15 protein-coding genes and 2 tRNA genes are annotated in these 14,934 nt (G+C 65.9%); 10 read left to right on the forward strand and 7 right to left on the reverse strand.

Annotated elements, in window-relative coordinates; genetic code table 11:
• Window positions 1–2 precede the first annotated feature (2 nt).
• The 5 genes from DES44_RS03615 to greB all read left to right on the forward strand — a co-directional run bounded on the left by DES44_RS03615 (window position 3) and on the right by greB (window position 3,149).
• A complete protein-coding gene (locus tag DES44_RS03615) occupies window positions 3–1,253 on the forward strand; it encodes a heme biosynthesis HemY N-terminal domain-containing protein (protein WP_058936175.1) in 1,251 nt (416 codons plus the stop codon).
• A gap of 126 nt (window positions 1,254–1,379) precedes the next feature.
• Window positions 1,380–1,456 (forward strand) — tRNA-Arg (locus DES44_RS03620).
• A gap of 111 nt (window positions 1,457–1,567) precedes the next feature.
• Window positions 1,568–1,644, forward strand: a tRNA-Arg gene (locus tag DES44_RS03625).
• A 357-nt stretch (window positions 1,645–2,001) separates the two neighbouring features.
• Complete coding sequence (locus DES44_RS03630) at window positions 2,002–2,520, forward strand: DUF4114 domain-containing protein (protein WP_058936174.1); 519 nt, start codon at window positions 2,002–2,004, stop codon at window positions 2,518–2,520.
• Between the two features lie 59 nt (window positions 2,521–2,579).
• Window positions 2,580–3,149 carry a transcription elongation factor GreB gene (greB, locus tag DES44_RS03635; RefSeq protein ID WP_058936173.1) on the forward strand — a complete coding sequence of 190 codons (570 nt, stop codon included), beginning with the start codon at window positions 2,580–2,582 and terminating at the stop codon, window positions 3,147–3,149.
• On the opposite strand, the gene DES44_RS03640 is transcribed toward greB, so the two are convergent.
• From DES44_RS03640 to DES44_RS03655, 4 genes are all read right to left on the reverse strand, one after another.
• Window positions 3,139–5,403 (reverse strand): RelA/SpoT family protein, encoded by a 2,265-nt coding sequence (locus DES44_RS03640; protein WP_058936172.1) that lies wholly within the window; start codon window positions 5,401–5,403, stop codon window positions 3,139–3,141. The two genes, greB and DES44_RS03640, sit on opposite strands and share 11 nt — an antisense overlap.
• 111 nt (window positions 5,404–5,514) lie before the next feature.
• The gene (rpoZ, locus tag DES44_RS03645) at window positions 5,515–5,718 is read right to left on the reverse strand and encodes a DNA-directed RNA polymerase subunit omega (RefSeq protein ID WP_058936171.1); all 204 of its coding nucleotides are present in this window, start codon (window positions 5,716–5,718) and stop codon (window positions 5,515–5,517) included.
• Window positions 5,719–5,781: 63 nt separating this feature from the next.
• Entirely contained in the window at window positions 5,782–6,405 is a 624-nt protein-coding gene (gmk, locus tag DES44_RS03650; RefSeq protein ID WP_058936170.1) for a guanylate kinase, read from the reverse strand.
• 35 nt (window positions 6,406–6,440) lie between these two features.
• On the reverse strand, window positions 6,441–7,358 hold the full coding sequence (locus tag DES44_RS03655; RefSeq protein ID WP_058936169.1) for a YicC/YloC family endoribonuclease: 918 nt from the start codon (window positions 7,356–7,358) through the stop codon (window positions 6,441–6,443).
• A gap of 31 nt (window positions 7,359–7,389) precedes the next feature.
• Between DES44_RS03655 and DES44_RS03660 the strand changes: the two genes are divergently transcribed.
• From DES44_RS03660 to hemW, 5 genes are read left to right on the forward strand one after another with little or no spacing between them, the layout of a single operon-like run.
• Entirely contained in the window at window positions 7,390–8,358 is a 969-nt protein-coding gene (locus DES44_RS03660; protein WP_058936168.1) for a serine/threonine protein kinase, read from the forward strand.
• Complete coding sequence (locus DES44_RS03665) at window positions 8,355–9,251, forward strand: PP2C family protein-serine/threonine phosphatase (RefSeq protein WP_058936167.1); 897 nt, start codon at window positions 8,355–8,357, stop codon at window positions 9,249–9,251. Before DES44_RS03660 ends, DES44_RS03665 begins: the two co-directional genes overlap by 4 nt.
• A gap of 11 nt (window positions 9,252–9,262) precedes the next feature.
• Window positions 9,263–9,994, forward strand: a complete 732-nt coding sequence (rph, locus tag DES44_RS03670; protein ID WP_058936166.1) for a ribonuclease PH — start codon at window positions 9,263–9,265, stop codon at window positions 9,992–9,994.
• Between the two features lie 21 nt (window positions 9,995–10,015).
• On the forward strand, window positions 10,016–10,621 hold the full coding sequence (gene rdgB / locus DES44_RS03675; RefSeq protein WP_058936165.1) for an RdgB/HAM1 family non-canonical purine NTP pyrophosphatase: 606 nt from the start codon (window positions 10,016–10,018) through the stop codon (window positions 10,619–10,621).
• Window positions 10,560–11,816 (forward strand): radical SAM family heme chaperone HemW, encoded by a 1,257-nt coding sequence (gene hemW, locus DES44_RS03680; RefSeq protein WP_375137508.1) that lies wholly within the window; start codon window positions 10,560–10,562, stop codon window positions 11,814–11,816. The genes rdgB and hemW overlap by 62 nt, the downstream gene beginning before the upstream one ends.
• A gap of 94 nt (window positions 11,817–11,910) precedes the next feature.
• On the opposite strand, the gene DES44_RS03685 is transcribed toward hemW, so the two are convergent.
• The 3 genes from DES44_RS03685 to DES44_RS03695 form a co-directional block, all read right to left on the reverse strand.
• Entirely contained in the window at window positions 11,911–12,849 is a 939-nt protein-coding gene (locus tag DES44_RS03685; RefSeq protein ID WP_058936164.1) for a LysR substrate-binding domain-containing protein, read from the reverse strand.
• A gap of 437 nt (window positions 12,850–13,286) precedes the next feature.
• Window positions 13,287–13,805: an SLOG cluster 4 domain-containing protein gene (locus tag DES44_RS03690; protein ID WP_058936163.1), complete on the reverse strand. Its 519-nt coding sequence runs from the start codon at window positions 13,803–13,805 to the stop codon at window positions 13,287–13,289.
• 10 nt (window positions 13,806–13,815) lie between these two features.
• Window positions 13,816–14,925: a protein-glutamate methylesterase/protein-glutamine glutaminase gene (locus DES44_RS03695; RefSeq protein ID WP_058936162.1), complete on the reverse strand. Its 1,110-nt coding sequence runs from the start codon at window positions 14,923–14,925 to the stop codon at window positions 13,816–13,818.
• Between the last annotated feature and the right edge of the window lie 9 nt (window positions 14,926–14,934).

The raw sequence follows: 14,934 nt of genomic DNA on the forward strand, positions 1-14,934 counted from the left end.
CCATGCGGATGGTGATCTGGCTGGTGCTGCTGTTTGTCGCTGCCGTGGTGGCGGCGCTGACGCTGGGGAACAACGACGGTCTGGCCAGTTTCTACTGGCGCGGCTGGCGCATGGACCTGTCGCTGAATCTGTTCCTGCTGCTGCTGTTTGGCGGCTGCTTTGCGCTGATGACGCTGATGCAGTCGCTGGATGCGCTGCTGACGCTGCCCAAGCGCGCCCGGCTGTGGCGCATGGCGCAGCGCGAGCGCAGTGCCCAGATCGCCCTGCGCGAAGCCCTGGCGGAATTCTTCGGTGCCCGCTACAGCCGGGCGCAGAAGGCCGCCGAGCGGGCCTTGAACATCCAGGCGATGACGCCGGACCTGGCGCAGGACGGTGCCTTCATGGCGCTGGCCCATCTGGTGGCGGCGCAATGTGCGCATCGCCTGCAGGACCGGCGCGGCCGGGATGAGCATCTGCGGCTGGCGCTGCAGACCGCGCAGGGCAGCTCCGGCGCACGTCCCCAGGAAGAGGGCGCGCGGCTGCTGGCCGCGGAATGGGCGCTGGACGACCGGGATGCGCAGCGTGCGCTGTCGCTGCTGGCGGAACTGGGCCCGGGCGTGGCCCGTCGCACCCAGGCGCTGCGCCTGAAGCTGCAAGGCAGCCGACTGGCGCATGAGCCGCTGGAGGCGCTGCGTACGGCGCGGCTGCTGGCCAAGCATCAGGGCTTCTCCAAATCGGCAGCACAAGGCCTGCTGCGCTCGCTGGCCTGTGAGGCGCTGGAGGAAGCGCGGGACGTGGATCAGTTGCGCGCCAGTTGGCAGCAACTGGATGCGGCCGACCGGCGTGATGTCTTCGTGGCGGCCCGCGCCGCGCAGAAAGCGGCTGCGCTGGGCGCGCCGGAGGACGGCCGGGGCTGGCTGCGTCCGTTCTGGGACGCGATCGGCGACCAGGGCGACGATGAGCGGCGCGCGCTGGCCGAGGCACTGGTGCCCTGCATGCCAGGCCTGGGGCCGGAGTGGCTGCAGCGGCTGGAGTTTGCCGTGCAACGGTTCCCGCGCGACATGACCATGGCGTATGCATTGGGTCATGCACTGGCCGAGCGTCAGTTGTGGGGCAAGGCCCGGCTGATGCTGGAGCAGGCGGGGGAGGACCGGGAGCTGTCGGTGGCTGGGCGTCGCCGCAGTTGGCTGCGTCTGGCCGAGATGGCCGACAACGATGGGGACGCGGAGCGCCGTGCACGTTGCTTTGAAGCGGCTGCGCGGCTCGGGGACTGAGCGCGGGACTCAATGCGGGACTGAGCGCGGGGACCGTGTAGGTGGGCGATTACCGAGCGGTACTCGCAATCGCGCAGCCAGTTCTTGCTGAGGCCCAAAAATGCATGCTATAGTCGCAGTCTTTCAGCGGCTGTAGCTCAGTTGGATAGAGTACTTGGCTACGAACCAAGGGGTCGTGGGTTCGAATCCTGCCAGCCGCACCAGAAAAACAGTGACATCGATCAGGCTTGAAGCTTTGATTCAAACTTAGATCGATTCACCATAAACTGCAGACGTTGCTTCCACGACGGTAGCGTCTGACATTCAAAAGTCGTGCGGCTGTAGCTCAGTTGGATAGAGTACTTGGCTACGAACCAAGGGGTCGTGGGTTCGAATCCTGCCAGCCGCACCAAATCAGAAGGCCAGTGCTTCACAGCACTGGCCTTTTTCTTTTTCTTTTTCTCTTTCTTTTGCGCGCGCAGGTTGTGAGCGCAAGGGACGCCCCCCGAAGTCAGTTGAACCGGTTTGTGGATAAGCCGCACTTGAGTTGTCGCGTGCATCTGTTGTGAACGTCCCAGACGTCCAACTCCAAGACGATGCATGCATTCCAATCAATTCAAGTCATCGTCCATTCATGAACAACTTCAATATGCATTTCAACCCTTGGGCGTCGAGCTTCTTCAGCCCGACTCAGGGGTGGGGTCGCGCCGCGAGTCCTTCCTTTTTTCGACCCCCTCACGGCTTCGGTGGTGGATTGGCCCACGGCTGGATGCAGCATGCCAGCCATGGCCTGAGTCACGGTTGGGGTGGCTGGGGCGGCTGCGGCAGCCGAGCCGGTTGGGGCCACGGCGGGGGTTTTGGCGCCCATTGCGGCCATGGTGGCGGCGCACCGCGTGAAGGTCGCTGGAATGCCGAGCGAGGCAGCTACACCATGGGGTCCAGCGGCAGCCTGCAGGTCAAGGTGGGCCAATCGGACGCGGCCTTCAACGACAACATGCAATACCGCGTCAACGGCGGCCCCTGGCAGCATCTGGCCCACTCCAAAGATGCGGGCGACAAATCCATCATTCATGCGTCGCCGGGCTCTGAAGTCCAGTTCCGCATTCAGACGCCTGAGGGCAACACCTTCCGCGCCGGTACCACCCGAAATGTCGATGGGCTGGATCACGGCCGGGTGAATCGCACCGCCAATGGCTACACCCTCGGTTTTGAAGACCAGCGCGGCAACGGCGACGGCGACTTCAATGACGCGATCCTGAACCTGAGCGACCCCGGCCGCTTCCGCTAAGCCGCCTGGATCGGCCGGTCCGCTGCGCGCTCAGCCCTCGATGGCGCCACAATGCAGGCATGAGCAAGGCATTCACCAAGGAAAGTGACGCAGCGGATCCGGATGACGACGACAGCCCGTCGCTCCCGGCCATCCCCAAGGGCTCGCGCAACTACATGACGCCGGCCGGTTACGCCCGGCTGCGCAGCGAATTCATGCAGCTGCTGGATGTGGAGCGGCCCAAGATCGTCGAGACCGTGTCCTGGGCGGCCAAGAACGGCGACCGGTCCGAGAACGGCGACTATCTCTACGGAAAGAAGCGGCTGCGCGAAATCGACCGCCGCCTTCGTTTCCTGACCAAGCGCCTGGACATCGCCGAGGTGGTGGACCCCAGCGCACACTACGGCAGCGACCAGGTCTTCTTTGGCGCCACCGTCACCTATGCCGACGGCAAGGGCGTCGAGCGCACCATCACCATCAAGGGCATCGATGAATCGGACAGCCTGGCCGGCGAGGTCAGCTGGGTGTCGCCGATTGCGCGGACGCTGCTCAAGGCCCGTGAGGGCGATGAGCTGCAACTGGTGACGCCGGTGGGCGTGGAGACCATCGAAGTGATCGAGGTCTCCTACCCGGCTCCCGTCAAGGCTTGACGCGCCAGACCCGCATCACCGCATTGGAGCGCTTGAGCGTGCGCAGCGTGTCGGCCAGGTGCAGACGGTCGCGCACGGCCAGCAGCAGCGTCATCTCGGCCGTCTCGCGCTGAGCGGCATCGTCGCTCATGGCGATGTGGGTGATGTCCGCTTCCGCGCTGCTGACGGCGGTGGCGATCTGCGCCAGCACGCCCTTGCCATTGCGCATCAGCACGCCGACTTCCGCCTCGAAGCTCCGGCTCAATTCTTCCGCCCAGCCCACGGCGATCCAGTGCTCGCTGTCCCGCTGGAACAGGCGGCGGCCCACCGCGCATTCACCGGTGTGGATGACCAGGCCTTCGCCGCGACCCAGATACCCCTTGATGTCGTCCCCCGGAATGGGGCGGCAGCAGGTGGCCAGCCGGACGGAGGCGCCTTCGCTGCCGTCGATCAGCACCTGGCCCTGGGACGGCGCATCGTCGGTGGCAAAGCGGCCCATGGTCAGCAGCACGGCGTCGGGCCGCTGTCCCTGCTCGGACAGGGTGCGTGCCAGCTTCTTGGCCACGATGCTCGCAATCTTGCGGCCCAGGCCGATTTCCACCAGCAGCTCGTCCACATGCCGATTGCCGGCCCAGCGGGCCAGGTCCTGCCACAGGGCGGCGGCTTCGGTCTCTTCCTCGTTTAGGCTGGGCAGGGCCAGGCCCTCGGCGCGCAGGGCCTGCGCCAGCATCTTGTGGCCCAGCTCGCGGGATTCCTCCTGCTCCAGATTCTTCAGGAAGTGGCGGATCTTGGAGCGGGCTCGGCCGGTGCGCACGAAGCTCAGCCAGGCCGGATTGGGACGCGCGCCGGCAGCGGTCACGATCTCGATGACGTCGCCACTGCGCAGCTCGGTGCGCAGCGGCACCGCTTCGCCATTGACCTTGGCCGCCACGCAGTGGTCGCCGACGTCGGAGTGGATCGCATAAGCGAAGTCCACCGGCGTTGCGCCCTTGGGCAGCGCCATGATCTTGGATTTGGGCGTGAAGACGTAGACCGCGTCGGGGAACAGGTCGATCTTGACGTGCTCCAGGAACTCGGTCGCGTCGCGGGTTTCGTCCTGGATGTCCAGCAGCGACTGCAGCCAGCGCGAGCCCAGTTGCTGCGCCGCCTTGGAGTCGCCCTTGCTCTTGTAGAGCCAGTGGGCGGCCACGCCCTTTTCGGCCACCATGTGCATGGCCTCGGTGCGCATCTGGAATTCCACCGGGGTGCCCAGCGGGCTGACCAGGGTGGTGTGCAGCGACTGGTAGCCGTTGGGCTTGGGGATGGCGATGTAGTCCTTGAAGCGGCCCGGCTGCGGCTTGTAGAGCTGGTGGAGCACGCCAAGCGACCAGTAGCACTGGGGCAGGTCCTGCACGATGACGCGAAAGCCAAAGATGTCGCTGACCTGGGCAAAGCTCAGGTGTTTTTCGCTCATCTTTTTGTAGATGCTGAACAGCGTTTTCTCACGCCCTTGAATCTCCACCCGCAAATTGGCTTCGGCGAAGGCTTTCTGCACGTCGCGCTCGATGCGGGTGACCAGGTCACGCCGATGGCCGCGGGCCTTGGTCACGGCCTTGGCCAGCGCGGCGTGGCGCCAGGGGTGGATGTACTGGAAGGAGAGTTCCTGCAGTTCCCGGTAGATCTCGTTCAGGCCCAGGCGGTGCGCGATCGGCGCGTAGATGTCGAGGGTTTCACGGGCGATGCGGCGGCGCTTGTCGAACGCCATGTGCTGCATGGTCCGCATGTTGTGCAGCCGGTCCGCCAGCTTGATGAGGATGACGCGCACGTCCCGCGCCATGGCCAGCAGCATCTTGCGAAAACTCTCGGCCTGCGATTCTTCCCGGGTGGAGAACTGCAGTTTGTCCAGCTTGGTCAGGCCGTCCACCAGTTCGGCGGTGGGGGCCTCGAAGCGCTCGATGAGTTCCGTCTTGGTGACGCCGCAGTCTTCCATGGCGTCATGCATCAGCGCGGCCATGATGGCCTGCGCATCCAGCCGCCAGTCGGCGCACAGCCCCGCCACGGCGATGGGATGGGTGATGTAGGGTTCACCGCTGGCGCGGAATTGACCCAGGTGGGCCTCGTCGGCGAACTTGTAGGCCTCGCGGATGCGCTTGATGTCGGACTTCGGCAGGTAGTGAAGCCGGGTCACCAGGGTGTCGAAGGACGACGCCTCGGACGCAGGGGCAGGCGCTGCCTTCGGGCCAGCGAGCCCGGTCAGGCCAGGAATGTGTGCGGTAGCGAAGGAGCGGAGACCCATATGCCAAATTTAACCCATGGCATGCAGGCTTTCCTGTGCAGGGGCTACTGCTGAGGCCTCAAAAGAACAAAAGGCGCCCAGGGGGCGCCTTTCGCAAGGGGCGTTGTGCGCTCAGACCGGCACGCGGCGCAGCATTTCCACGCCGACGTCGCCGTTGGCGACTTCACGCAGGGCGGTCACGCCCGGCTTGTTCTTCGATTCCAGCTTCGGGGCGTGGCCCTGGCTGAGCATGCGAGCGCGATAGGTCGCGGCGAGCACCAGCTGGAAGCGGTTGGGGATCTTGGTCAGGCAGTCTTCAACGGTGATGCGGGCCATGCTGATGTCCTGGAGGAGGGTGAAGGGAGTGGGTTGAAAGCCAGCGAGGGGCGGGCTTTGAACTCACTCGATGAGATCGAGCGCCCGGAACACGGCGGAGCGGTTCCGTTGCTGAGTCAGGTATTTTAGCCGTTGTGCCTGCACGATGGCTTTCAAGTCGAACAAGGCCGTCTCGAACACGGCATTGATGACCACGAAATCGAAGTGCCGGGCCTGGGCCACCTCGTTGCGGGCGTTTTCCATGCGCTTGGCGATCACCTCCGGTTCGGTGTCGCCGCGGCGGATCAGGCGCTGGCGCAGCTCATCCCAGCTGGGCGGCAGGATGAAGATGAGCACCGCGTGGGGGAACAGCTTCTTGATCTGCAGAGCGCCCTGGTAGTCGATCTCCAGGACCACGTCTTCGCCGTGAGAGATGCGCTGCTCGATGGCATTGCGCGAGGTGCCGTAGAGATTTCCGTGCACCTCGGCCCATTCGAAGAATTCGCCTCGGGCGACCATCGCGCGGAATTCCTCCGGGCCGACGAACAGGTACTCCCGCCCGTGCTGCTCCTGGCCGCGCGGCGCCCGGGAGGTGTGCGAGACGGAGACGGTCAGCTTGGCATCCAGCTCCAGCAGCGCCTTGACCAGACTGGACTTGCCAGCCCCGCTGGGGGCGGCCACAACGAACAAATTACCGGGGTATTCCATCGGGCAATTTTAGCGCCAGGCCCCGCAGGGCCCGGTCATTCGATGTTCTGCACCTGCTCGCGAAGCTGCTCAATCGCGACTTTCATCTCGACCGAGATATTGGTCAGCTCGATTGCCACCGCCTTGGAACCCAAAGTATTGGCTTCACGGTGTAACTCCTGCATCAGGAAGTCCAGCCGTTTTCCGATGTCGCCCCCCTTTTTCAGCAGGCGTTCCACCTCATCCAGGTGGGAGCGAAGGCGGGTCAATTCCTCGGCAACGTCAATGCGAAGGGCATAGGCCGCGGCCTCATTCACCGCACGTTCCTGCAGTGATTGCTCGGACACTGACGTGGTCGCGCCAGCCGCTGAAAGGGCCTCTTTCCAGCGCTCCAGGAAACGCTCCTGCTGACGCTGCACGGCGGCCGGAATCAGCGGCTCGGCCTGGTCGGCCAACTGCCGCAAAGTGGCCACGCGCTGCTTGAGCATCGTCACCAGTTTGGCACCCTCGCGCTCACGCGCTTCGAGGAAGCCCTTGAGACACTGCCGCGCGGCTTCCAGCACCTGTTCATCGGCAGGAGCGGGCCCGCCGCTGCCGCCCTTGCACCACTGCAAAGCCTCCTGAACCGACAGGCCTTGCGCCTTCGGCAGCCAGGCCTTGATCTGCTCTTCCAGACGCGCCAGCCGGTTGAGTTGATCGGGTTGCGGATTGGGCACCGTGCTCTCGGATTCGCGCTGCATCGCGATGCGCAATTCCATCTTGCCGCGCTTGACCTGGCTGGTCACCAGTTCCCGCAAGGCGGGCTCCAATGCGCGCAGCTCGTCGGGCATGCGAAAGCTCAAATCCAGGAATCGCCCGTTCACCGACCGGGCCTCCACGGTGACGCCTGCGGCGACGGGAGCACTAGGGGTTTCGCCGGAGGTCGTCGGTTGTGCCGTGGCGCTGGCATAACCGGTCATGCTGTAAACTGGCATCAGCTATCGGTAGAGAAATCGAACCGCGATTATGTCAAAGCCGAAACCGGCGCCCCTGCCCGCAGGCACGGTGGTGGGTGGCTATCAGATCATCAAAAAACTGGCTGCGGGTGGTTTCGGCGTGGTGTACCTCGCCGAAGACCCCGACCATCATTTGGTGGCCCTGAAAGAATACCTCCCGTCATCACTGGCCGAACGATCACCCGGAGAACTGACGCCCCGCGTCAAACCGGAAAAACAGCCCCTCTATAGACTGGGGCTGCGCAGCTTTTTTGAAGAAGGCCGCTCACTCGCGCAAATTTCGCACCCCAGCGTTGTCTCGGTGCTGAATTTCCTGCGAGAGAACGAGACCGTCTATATGGTCATGAACTACCTGCAGGGCGACACGCTGCAGGACTTCATCGTGACCGCACGGGATCTGAAGCGAGACAAGGTCTTCCGGGAGTCCACCATCCGGTCCTTGTTCGACGAGATCCTGAAAGGGCTGCGCATCGTGCACCAGCACAAGATGCTGCACCTGGACATTAAGCCGGCCAACATCTTCATCACCAACGACAACAAGGCGGTGCTGCTGGACTTCGGCGCGGCGCGGGAAGTGCTGTCCAAGGAAGGCAACTTCATTCGCCCGATGTACACCCCGGGCTTTGCCGCGCCGGAGATGTACCGCCGCGACGGATCGCTGGGCCCCTGGACCGACATCTACGCGATCGGCGCCTGTATCTACGCCTGCATGCAGGGCTATCCGCCCAACGATGCGCCGCAGCGCCTGGAAAAGGACCGCCTGGGCCTGAGCCTGTCGCGCCTGCGCAATGTGTATTCGGACAACCTGCTGGAAGTGACCGAATGGTGCATGTCGCTGGACCCGCTGACCCGTCCGCAGAGCGTGTTTGCGCTGCAGAAGGAGCTGTCGCGGGAGACCGAGCGCCGCTACACCAAGCTCAGTTTCAGTGAACGCCTGAAGCTGCAGCTCGAGAACCTCAAGACCGGAGCCAAGGCGTGAGGTTTTCCGTCTATCAGGTCAGCCGCCGTGGCGGCCGGGAAAAGAATGAGGACCGCATGGGGTATTGCTATACCCGCGAGTCCGGTCTCTTTGCCCTGGCCGACGGCATGGGCGGCCACCCGGACGGCGAAGTCGCGGCGCACATGGCGCTGCAGAACGTCGCCGCGCTGTATCAACGCGATGCGCAGCCCGTGCTGCCGCATCCCACCCAGTTCCTGGAAACTGCCGTGCTGCTGGCTCACCAGCAACTGCTGGCCTATGCCGCCGAGCGCGGCATGAGCGACACGCCGCGCACCACCGTCGTGGTGGCGGTGATGCAGCAGGGTCAGATCTGGTGGGCCCACTGCGGCGACTCCCGCATGTACCTGGCCCGGGATACCGAACTCATTGCCCGCACCCGGGACCATTCCTACAGCGAGCTGCAGGAAGCCCTCGGCCGCCATGCGACCGGTGCCGAGCGATTCAACCGTCACGTCCTCTTTACCTGCCTGGGCAGTCCGGGCAAGCCGATGATCGATGTGAACGGCCCCGTGCTGCTGCAAAACGGCGACCGCATGCTGCTGTGCTCCGACGGTCTGTGGAGCTCGGTCAGCGACGCCGACATCCTGCGCCTGCTCAGCGAAGCCCGCACCGTTGCCGATGCGGTGCCCGAGCTGGTGGAACAGGCGCTGCGCCAGGCCGGCGCCCGCAGTGACAACGTCACCGCGCTGGCGGTGGAATGGGAAGGCGAGGGCGATGCGCCCGACTCCATTTCCACGCAGGACCTGGACGACCAGGGCTTTGCCTCCACCATCCAGGGCGCCGGGCAGGAACAGCTCGACGAAGCCGAGATCGACAGCGCCGTGCGCGAGATCCAGGACGCCATCCGTCGCGCTGGCAAGAAACCCCGCTGAAGGAACATTCCATGACCGCCATTGCCAGCCGCCCGCAAGGGCGCGCGGCCGACGCCCTGCGCCCGGTTCGCATCACCCGCCACTACACCCGCCACGCTGAAGGCGCGGTGCTGATCGAGTTCGGCGACACCAAGGTGCTGTGCACCGCCTCCGTCGAAGAGAAGGTGCCGCCGCACAAGAAGGGCTCGGGCGAGGGCTGGGTCACCGCCGAATACGGCATGCTGCCGCGTGCCACCCACACCCGCAGCGACCGCGAAGCCGCCCGTGGCAAGCAGACCGGCCGCACGCAGGAAATCCAGCGTCTGATCGGCCGCGCGCTGCGCTCGGTCTTCGACTTGAAGAAGCTGGGCGAGCGCACCATCCAGCTGGACTGCGACGTGCTGCAGGCCGACGGGGGCACCCGCACCGCAGCCATCACCGGCGCCTATGTGGCGGCGCATGATGCAGTGAGCTGGCTGCTGTCGCAGGGCAAGATCACGCAGTCGCCGCTGCTGGACGCGGTGGCCGCCATCTCCGTCGGCATCAAGGACGGCCAGGCGCTGCTGGATCTGGAATACGTGGAAGACTCCACCTGCGACACCGACATGAATGTGGTGATGACCGGCGCCGGTCACTTCGTGGAACTGCAGGGCACCGCCGAAGGCGTGGCCTTCACCCGCGCGGAAGTGGACGTGCTGCTGAACCTGGCCGAGAAGGGCATCCGCGACTTGCTGGTTGCTCAGCGACAGGCCCTGGGTCTTTGAACGTCTGCGGAGGAGCAAGCGATGAAGTTGGTCCTGGCCTCCAACAATGCCAAGAAGCTCAAGGAACTGCAGGCGCTGTTCCAGCCGCTCGGTCTGGCACTCGTCACCCAGGGCAGCCTGGGCATTCCTGAAGCCGAGGAGCCGTTCGACACCTTCGTGGAGAACGCCCTGACCAAGGCCCGCCATGCCGCTCGCGAAAGCGGCCTGCCGGCGCTGGCCGACGATTCGGGCCTGGCGGTGGAGGCGCTGGGCGGGGCGCCCGGCGTGCTGTCCGCCCGCTATGCCACGCTGTTCGGCTTCGAGAAGAGCGACGCGGAGAACAACCGCGTGTTGCTGGACAAGCTCACCGGCCAGGCCGACCGCCGTGCGCGGTTTGTCTGCGCCTTGGTCGCCGTGCGCTCGGCCACCGACCCCGAGCCGCTGATCGCCATGGGTCGCTGGAATGGCGAGATCCTCCAGTCGGCGCGCGGTGAAGCCGGTTTCGGCTACGACCCGCTGATGTTCATTCCGTCGCTGGGCCAGAGCGTGGCCGAGCTGAGTGCCGAGCAGAAGAACCGCCTGAGCCATCGGGCCCTGGCGTCCGAAGACCTGCTGCGGCAGATGCGCGAGGCCTGGCACCTTGGCTGACATCATCCGCATGATGCGCCCCGGCACGCTGAGCCTGTCGGCGCTGCCGCCGCTGTCGCTGTATGTGCACCTGCCCTGGTGCCTGCGCAAGTGCCCGTACTGCGACTTCAATTCGCACGAGTTCCGCGCCGGCAAGGAACTGGACGACGACACCGCCGCCCGCTACCTCGCCGCCCTGCGCGCCGACCTGGAAGCCTCGCTGCCGCTGGTGTGGGGGCGGCCGGTGATCTCCGTGTTCATCGGCGGCGGCACGCCCAGCCTGTTCAAGCCGTCGCAGATCGCGGAGCTGATCTCCGACCTGCGGGCCCGGCTGCCGCTGGAGCCCGGCTGCGAGATCACGATGGAAGCCAACCCCGGCACCTTCGAGCGCGAGCGCTTTGCAGGGTTTGCGCAGGCGGGTGTGACGCGGCTGTCGATCGGTGTGCAGAGCTTCGACGACGCGCAGTTGGCAGCGCTGGGACGTGTCCACAGCAGCGAGCAGGCCCATGCGGCCATCGAGGAAGCGGCCCGGTCGTTTGGCACCTTCAACATCGACCTGATGTATGCGCTGCCCGGCCAGACGCTGGACGCCCTGGCCCAGGACCTGGATCAGGCACTGGCCTACCGCCCGCCGCATCTGTCGGTCTACCACCTGACCATCGAGCCCAACACCCGCTTTGCCAACCAGCCGCCGGAGCATCTGCCGGATCCGGACCTGGCCAGCGACATGCTGGACCTGATCACCGACCGCACCGCCATCCAGGGCTTGTCACGGTATGAGGTGTCGGCCTATGCGCGCGACGGGCATCGCTGCCAGCACAACCTGAACTACTGGCAGTTCGGCGACTACCTCGGCATCGGCGCCGGCGCGCATGGCAAGCTGTCCTTTGCGCATCGGCTGCTGCGGCAGGTCCGCTGGCGCGATCCGGCCACCTACATGGCCAAGGCGCTGGAAGGGCAGGCGGTCTCGAACGAAAACGAAGTGGCGCGATCGGAGCTGCCCTTCGAGTTCATGCTCAATGCCCTGCGTCTGAAGGACGGGGTGTCGATGCAGAGCTTCCTGGAGCGCACCGGTCTGCCGCCTTCCAGCATTGCGCAGGCAATGGCGCAAGGGCGGGCCAAGGGCCTGCTGGATCCGGACCCCGCCGTGATCCGTCCGACCCCGCTAGGGTTTGATTTCCTGAGTGACCTGCAGGCGCTGTTCCTGGCGTCTTGAGCTGGACTTCTTGAGCCGGACGTTTGAGCCTGGCGTCGGACGCTGCAGAATTGTCGCGTTCGACGCTGACGCTGGTGTGGCGCTCATGAGGCGCTCATGAGGCGCTAATCCCGCTCAGACCCTCCAGCGCGGCATCCAGCGCCGCCCGCGACTGCGCCGTCTCGGCGTGCAGCCAATCCACAAAGGCGGTCAGCGCGGGGTTGCCCTTCATGCCGGGTGGATAGACCACGTGATAGTGCTGCGGCTCATGCAGCACCGGCTGACGCGGGGCCACCCGCACCAGGCGCCCCTCCAGCAGCGCATCGGCCGCCAGCAGCTCGCGGGTCAGGCCGATGCCCATGCCTTGCTCGGTGGCCATCAGCAGCAGGCCTGCGTCGTTGAAGGTGGCCACCGGCGTGACCTGTCGCTTGACGCCGCACAGCGCAAACCAGTCGGACCATTGATCGGCATCGCCCAGCAGCGGCTGCTCGGCCAGCGCTTCCAGTGGCAGCCCGATCAATTGATGGGCGAGCGCCGGGGACGCGACCGGCAGCAGCGTGGAATCGAACAGCGGCTCGCTGACCAGTCCCGGCCATGAACCCTTGCCCTGCCGCAAGGCCACGTCATAACCGTCGCGCTCCAGGTCCATCAGCCGCTGGCTGGCGTCGATCTCAAGCGCCACCTCGGGGTGACGGGCATGGAAGCGGTTGAGTCGCGGCATCAGCCAGCGCTGGCAGAAGGAGGGCAGGGCGGTGATGCGAAGGCTGCGCTGCTCCAGGCCATGGGCGGCGGTGGCGGAGCGCAGTCCGGCGTCCAGTTCCTGGTAGGCCCGCTCGACCGCTTGCAGCAGCGCGCGACCGGCTGCGTTGAGCACGACGCGGCGGCCTTGCCGGTCGAAGACGGGGAAGCCCAATTGGAGCTCCAGCGCGCGGATCTGCTGGCTGATGGCACTGTGGGTGAGGCTCAGTTGCTCCGCTGCGGCGCGCAGGTTCTGCGCAAGCGCGGCGGCGCGGAAGGCGGCCAGGTATTGGAGGGGCAGGCGGGGCGGGCGCATCGGGCGGGTCAGCGGGCCAAGTTCCGCTGATTGGTTAGAGGGGCTTACCAGTCAGGCCAGGATAAAGCGTTTGGATTGGTTGGTTTGGCTACCTAGCATAACCCCATGACGTCCCGCCACCACCCCCGCCTTGAATGCCACCGCCAGGAGGCCACGATGAATGAGCCCGATCTGAATCAGTTTTCGGACGTGGACCTCCCGTGGGTCCCGAGTCAGCTGCTGCTGGCGCTGGCCAGTGTGCTCGCTTCGCTCTTGCTGGCGAGCGCCGCATTCGGCTTCACCGACCAGAATGCCGACCTCCAGATGCAGGCCCGCAATCGGCAGGAGCAGGCTGCGCAGTCAGGCGTCGCACGAGCCGCCAAGGCCACCACCGCGACCACGGTGCTGGCTCAGGCCTCCATCCCCGCACCGCACGGCACAAAGGACGGCGCGAGGGATCAGCGGATGAGGCCCAACTGGCGCAACTGCCCTTCGAGCTCCTCCACCGAGGACCAGGGCAGGATGGGGGAGTTCTGCCGCTCATCGGGCGGGTGGTCCGGCAGCGATTCCGACCAACCGCCGCAGCCCACCAGAGGCAGCAGCGGACGCTTGTGAAGCCAGGCCAGGCAGACTTCGGAGATGGTGCCGGCTCGCCCACCGATGACCAGGCAGGCGTCGCCAGACAAGGCCATGAGAAGGTTGCGTGCATCGCCCATGCCGCAGGGCACCACCACGGTGGCGGGCCAATCCGGCGGCGGCATCTCCCCGGCGGGCACGATGCTGAGCACCAGGCCACCCGCCGCCACGGCTCGCTCTGCCGCCACTCGCGTCGCGGGGCTTCCGCAGCCGCTGACCAGCGTCACGCCGAGTCGCGCCAGCAGATCACCGGCCAGGCCGGCCAATTCATAGGCTTGGGAGCCCGGCTCTGCGCTGCCGAGTACGCAGACCTGAGGTCTTCGGGAAGAGGGGATGTTCATCCCCCCGAATTTAAACGCGGTTGAGCGACATGCCCGCGGTGCTGCGCAGCCGCTCGATCAGCCGGGTGGCGATCTGCTGCAGCGGCAGGACTTCGTCGGCCGCTCCAGCGTTGATCGCTTCGCGCGGCATGCCGAAGACCACGCAGGTGGCCTCGTCCTGCACGAAGTTGTAGGCGCCGGCGTCCTTCATGACCTTCATCGCCTTGGCGCCATCGGCCCCCATGCCGGTGAGCATGATGCCCAGCGCGTTCTGGCCCACCACCCGGGCGGCGGACTGGAACAGCACTTCCACCGAAGGCTTGTGCCGGTTCACCGGCTCCCCGTCCTGCACGCGGGCGATGTAGTTGGCGCCGGAGCGCTCCACGCTGAAATGCATGCCCCCGGGGGCGATGTAGCCGTGACCGGGCAGGATCCGTTCACCGTCCTGCGCTTCCTTGACCCGGATCTTGCACAGCCCGTCCAGTCGCGCGGCATAGCTGCGGGTGAAACCCGGCGGCATGTGCTGCGTGATGCAGACGGCCGGGCAGTCGGCCGGCAGGTTGATCAGCACGTCCTTGGTCGCTTCGGTGCCGCCGGTGGAGGCGCCGATGAAGATGATTTTTTCCGTGGACAACCGACCCAGGCTGGCGATCGGCGCCGCAGGCCGGGCCGCGGCCGTGCTGTGGGCCGCGGTCGCGCCCACGGCGCCGGCGGTCGGTGCCGGCGGCAGGCGGCGGATCTGCGCCTTGGCCGCAATGCGGATCTTGTCGGTGATGTCCTGCGCCAGCGCACGGATGCCGTCGGCCACGCCGATCTTGGGCTTGGCCACGAAGTCCACCGCGCCCAGCTCCAGCGCCTTGAGCGTGACCTCCGCGCCGCGTTCGGTCAGCGTGGAGACCATCACCACCGGCATCGGCCGCAGCCGCATCAAGCGCTGCAGGAAATCCAGCCCGTCCATCTTGGGCATTTCCACGTCCAGCGTGATCACGTCGGGATTCAGGTTGCGGATCATCTCCCGGGCGGCCAGCGGGTCGCTGGCGGCGCCGATGCATTGCATGTCCGGCTGCCGGTTGATGATCTCGGTCAGGATGCTGCGCACCAGGGCGGAATCGTCCACCACGACGACTGTGGTCTTGGCCATCTCTTTTTA

This window comes from Roseateles depolymerans (assembly GCF_003387155.1).
Taxonomy (GTDB): domain Bacteria; phylum Pseudomonadota; class Gammaproteobacteria; order Burkholderiales; family Burkholderiaceae_C; genus Roseateles; species Roseateles depolymerans.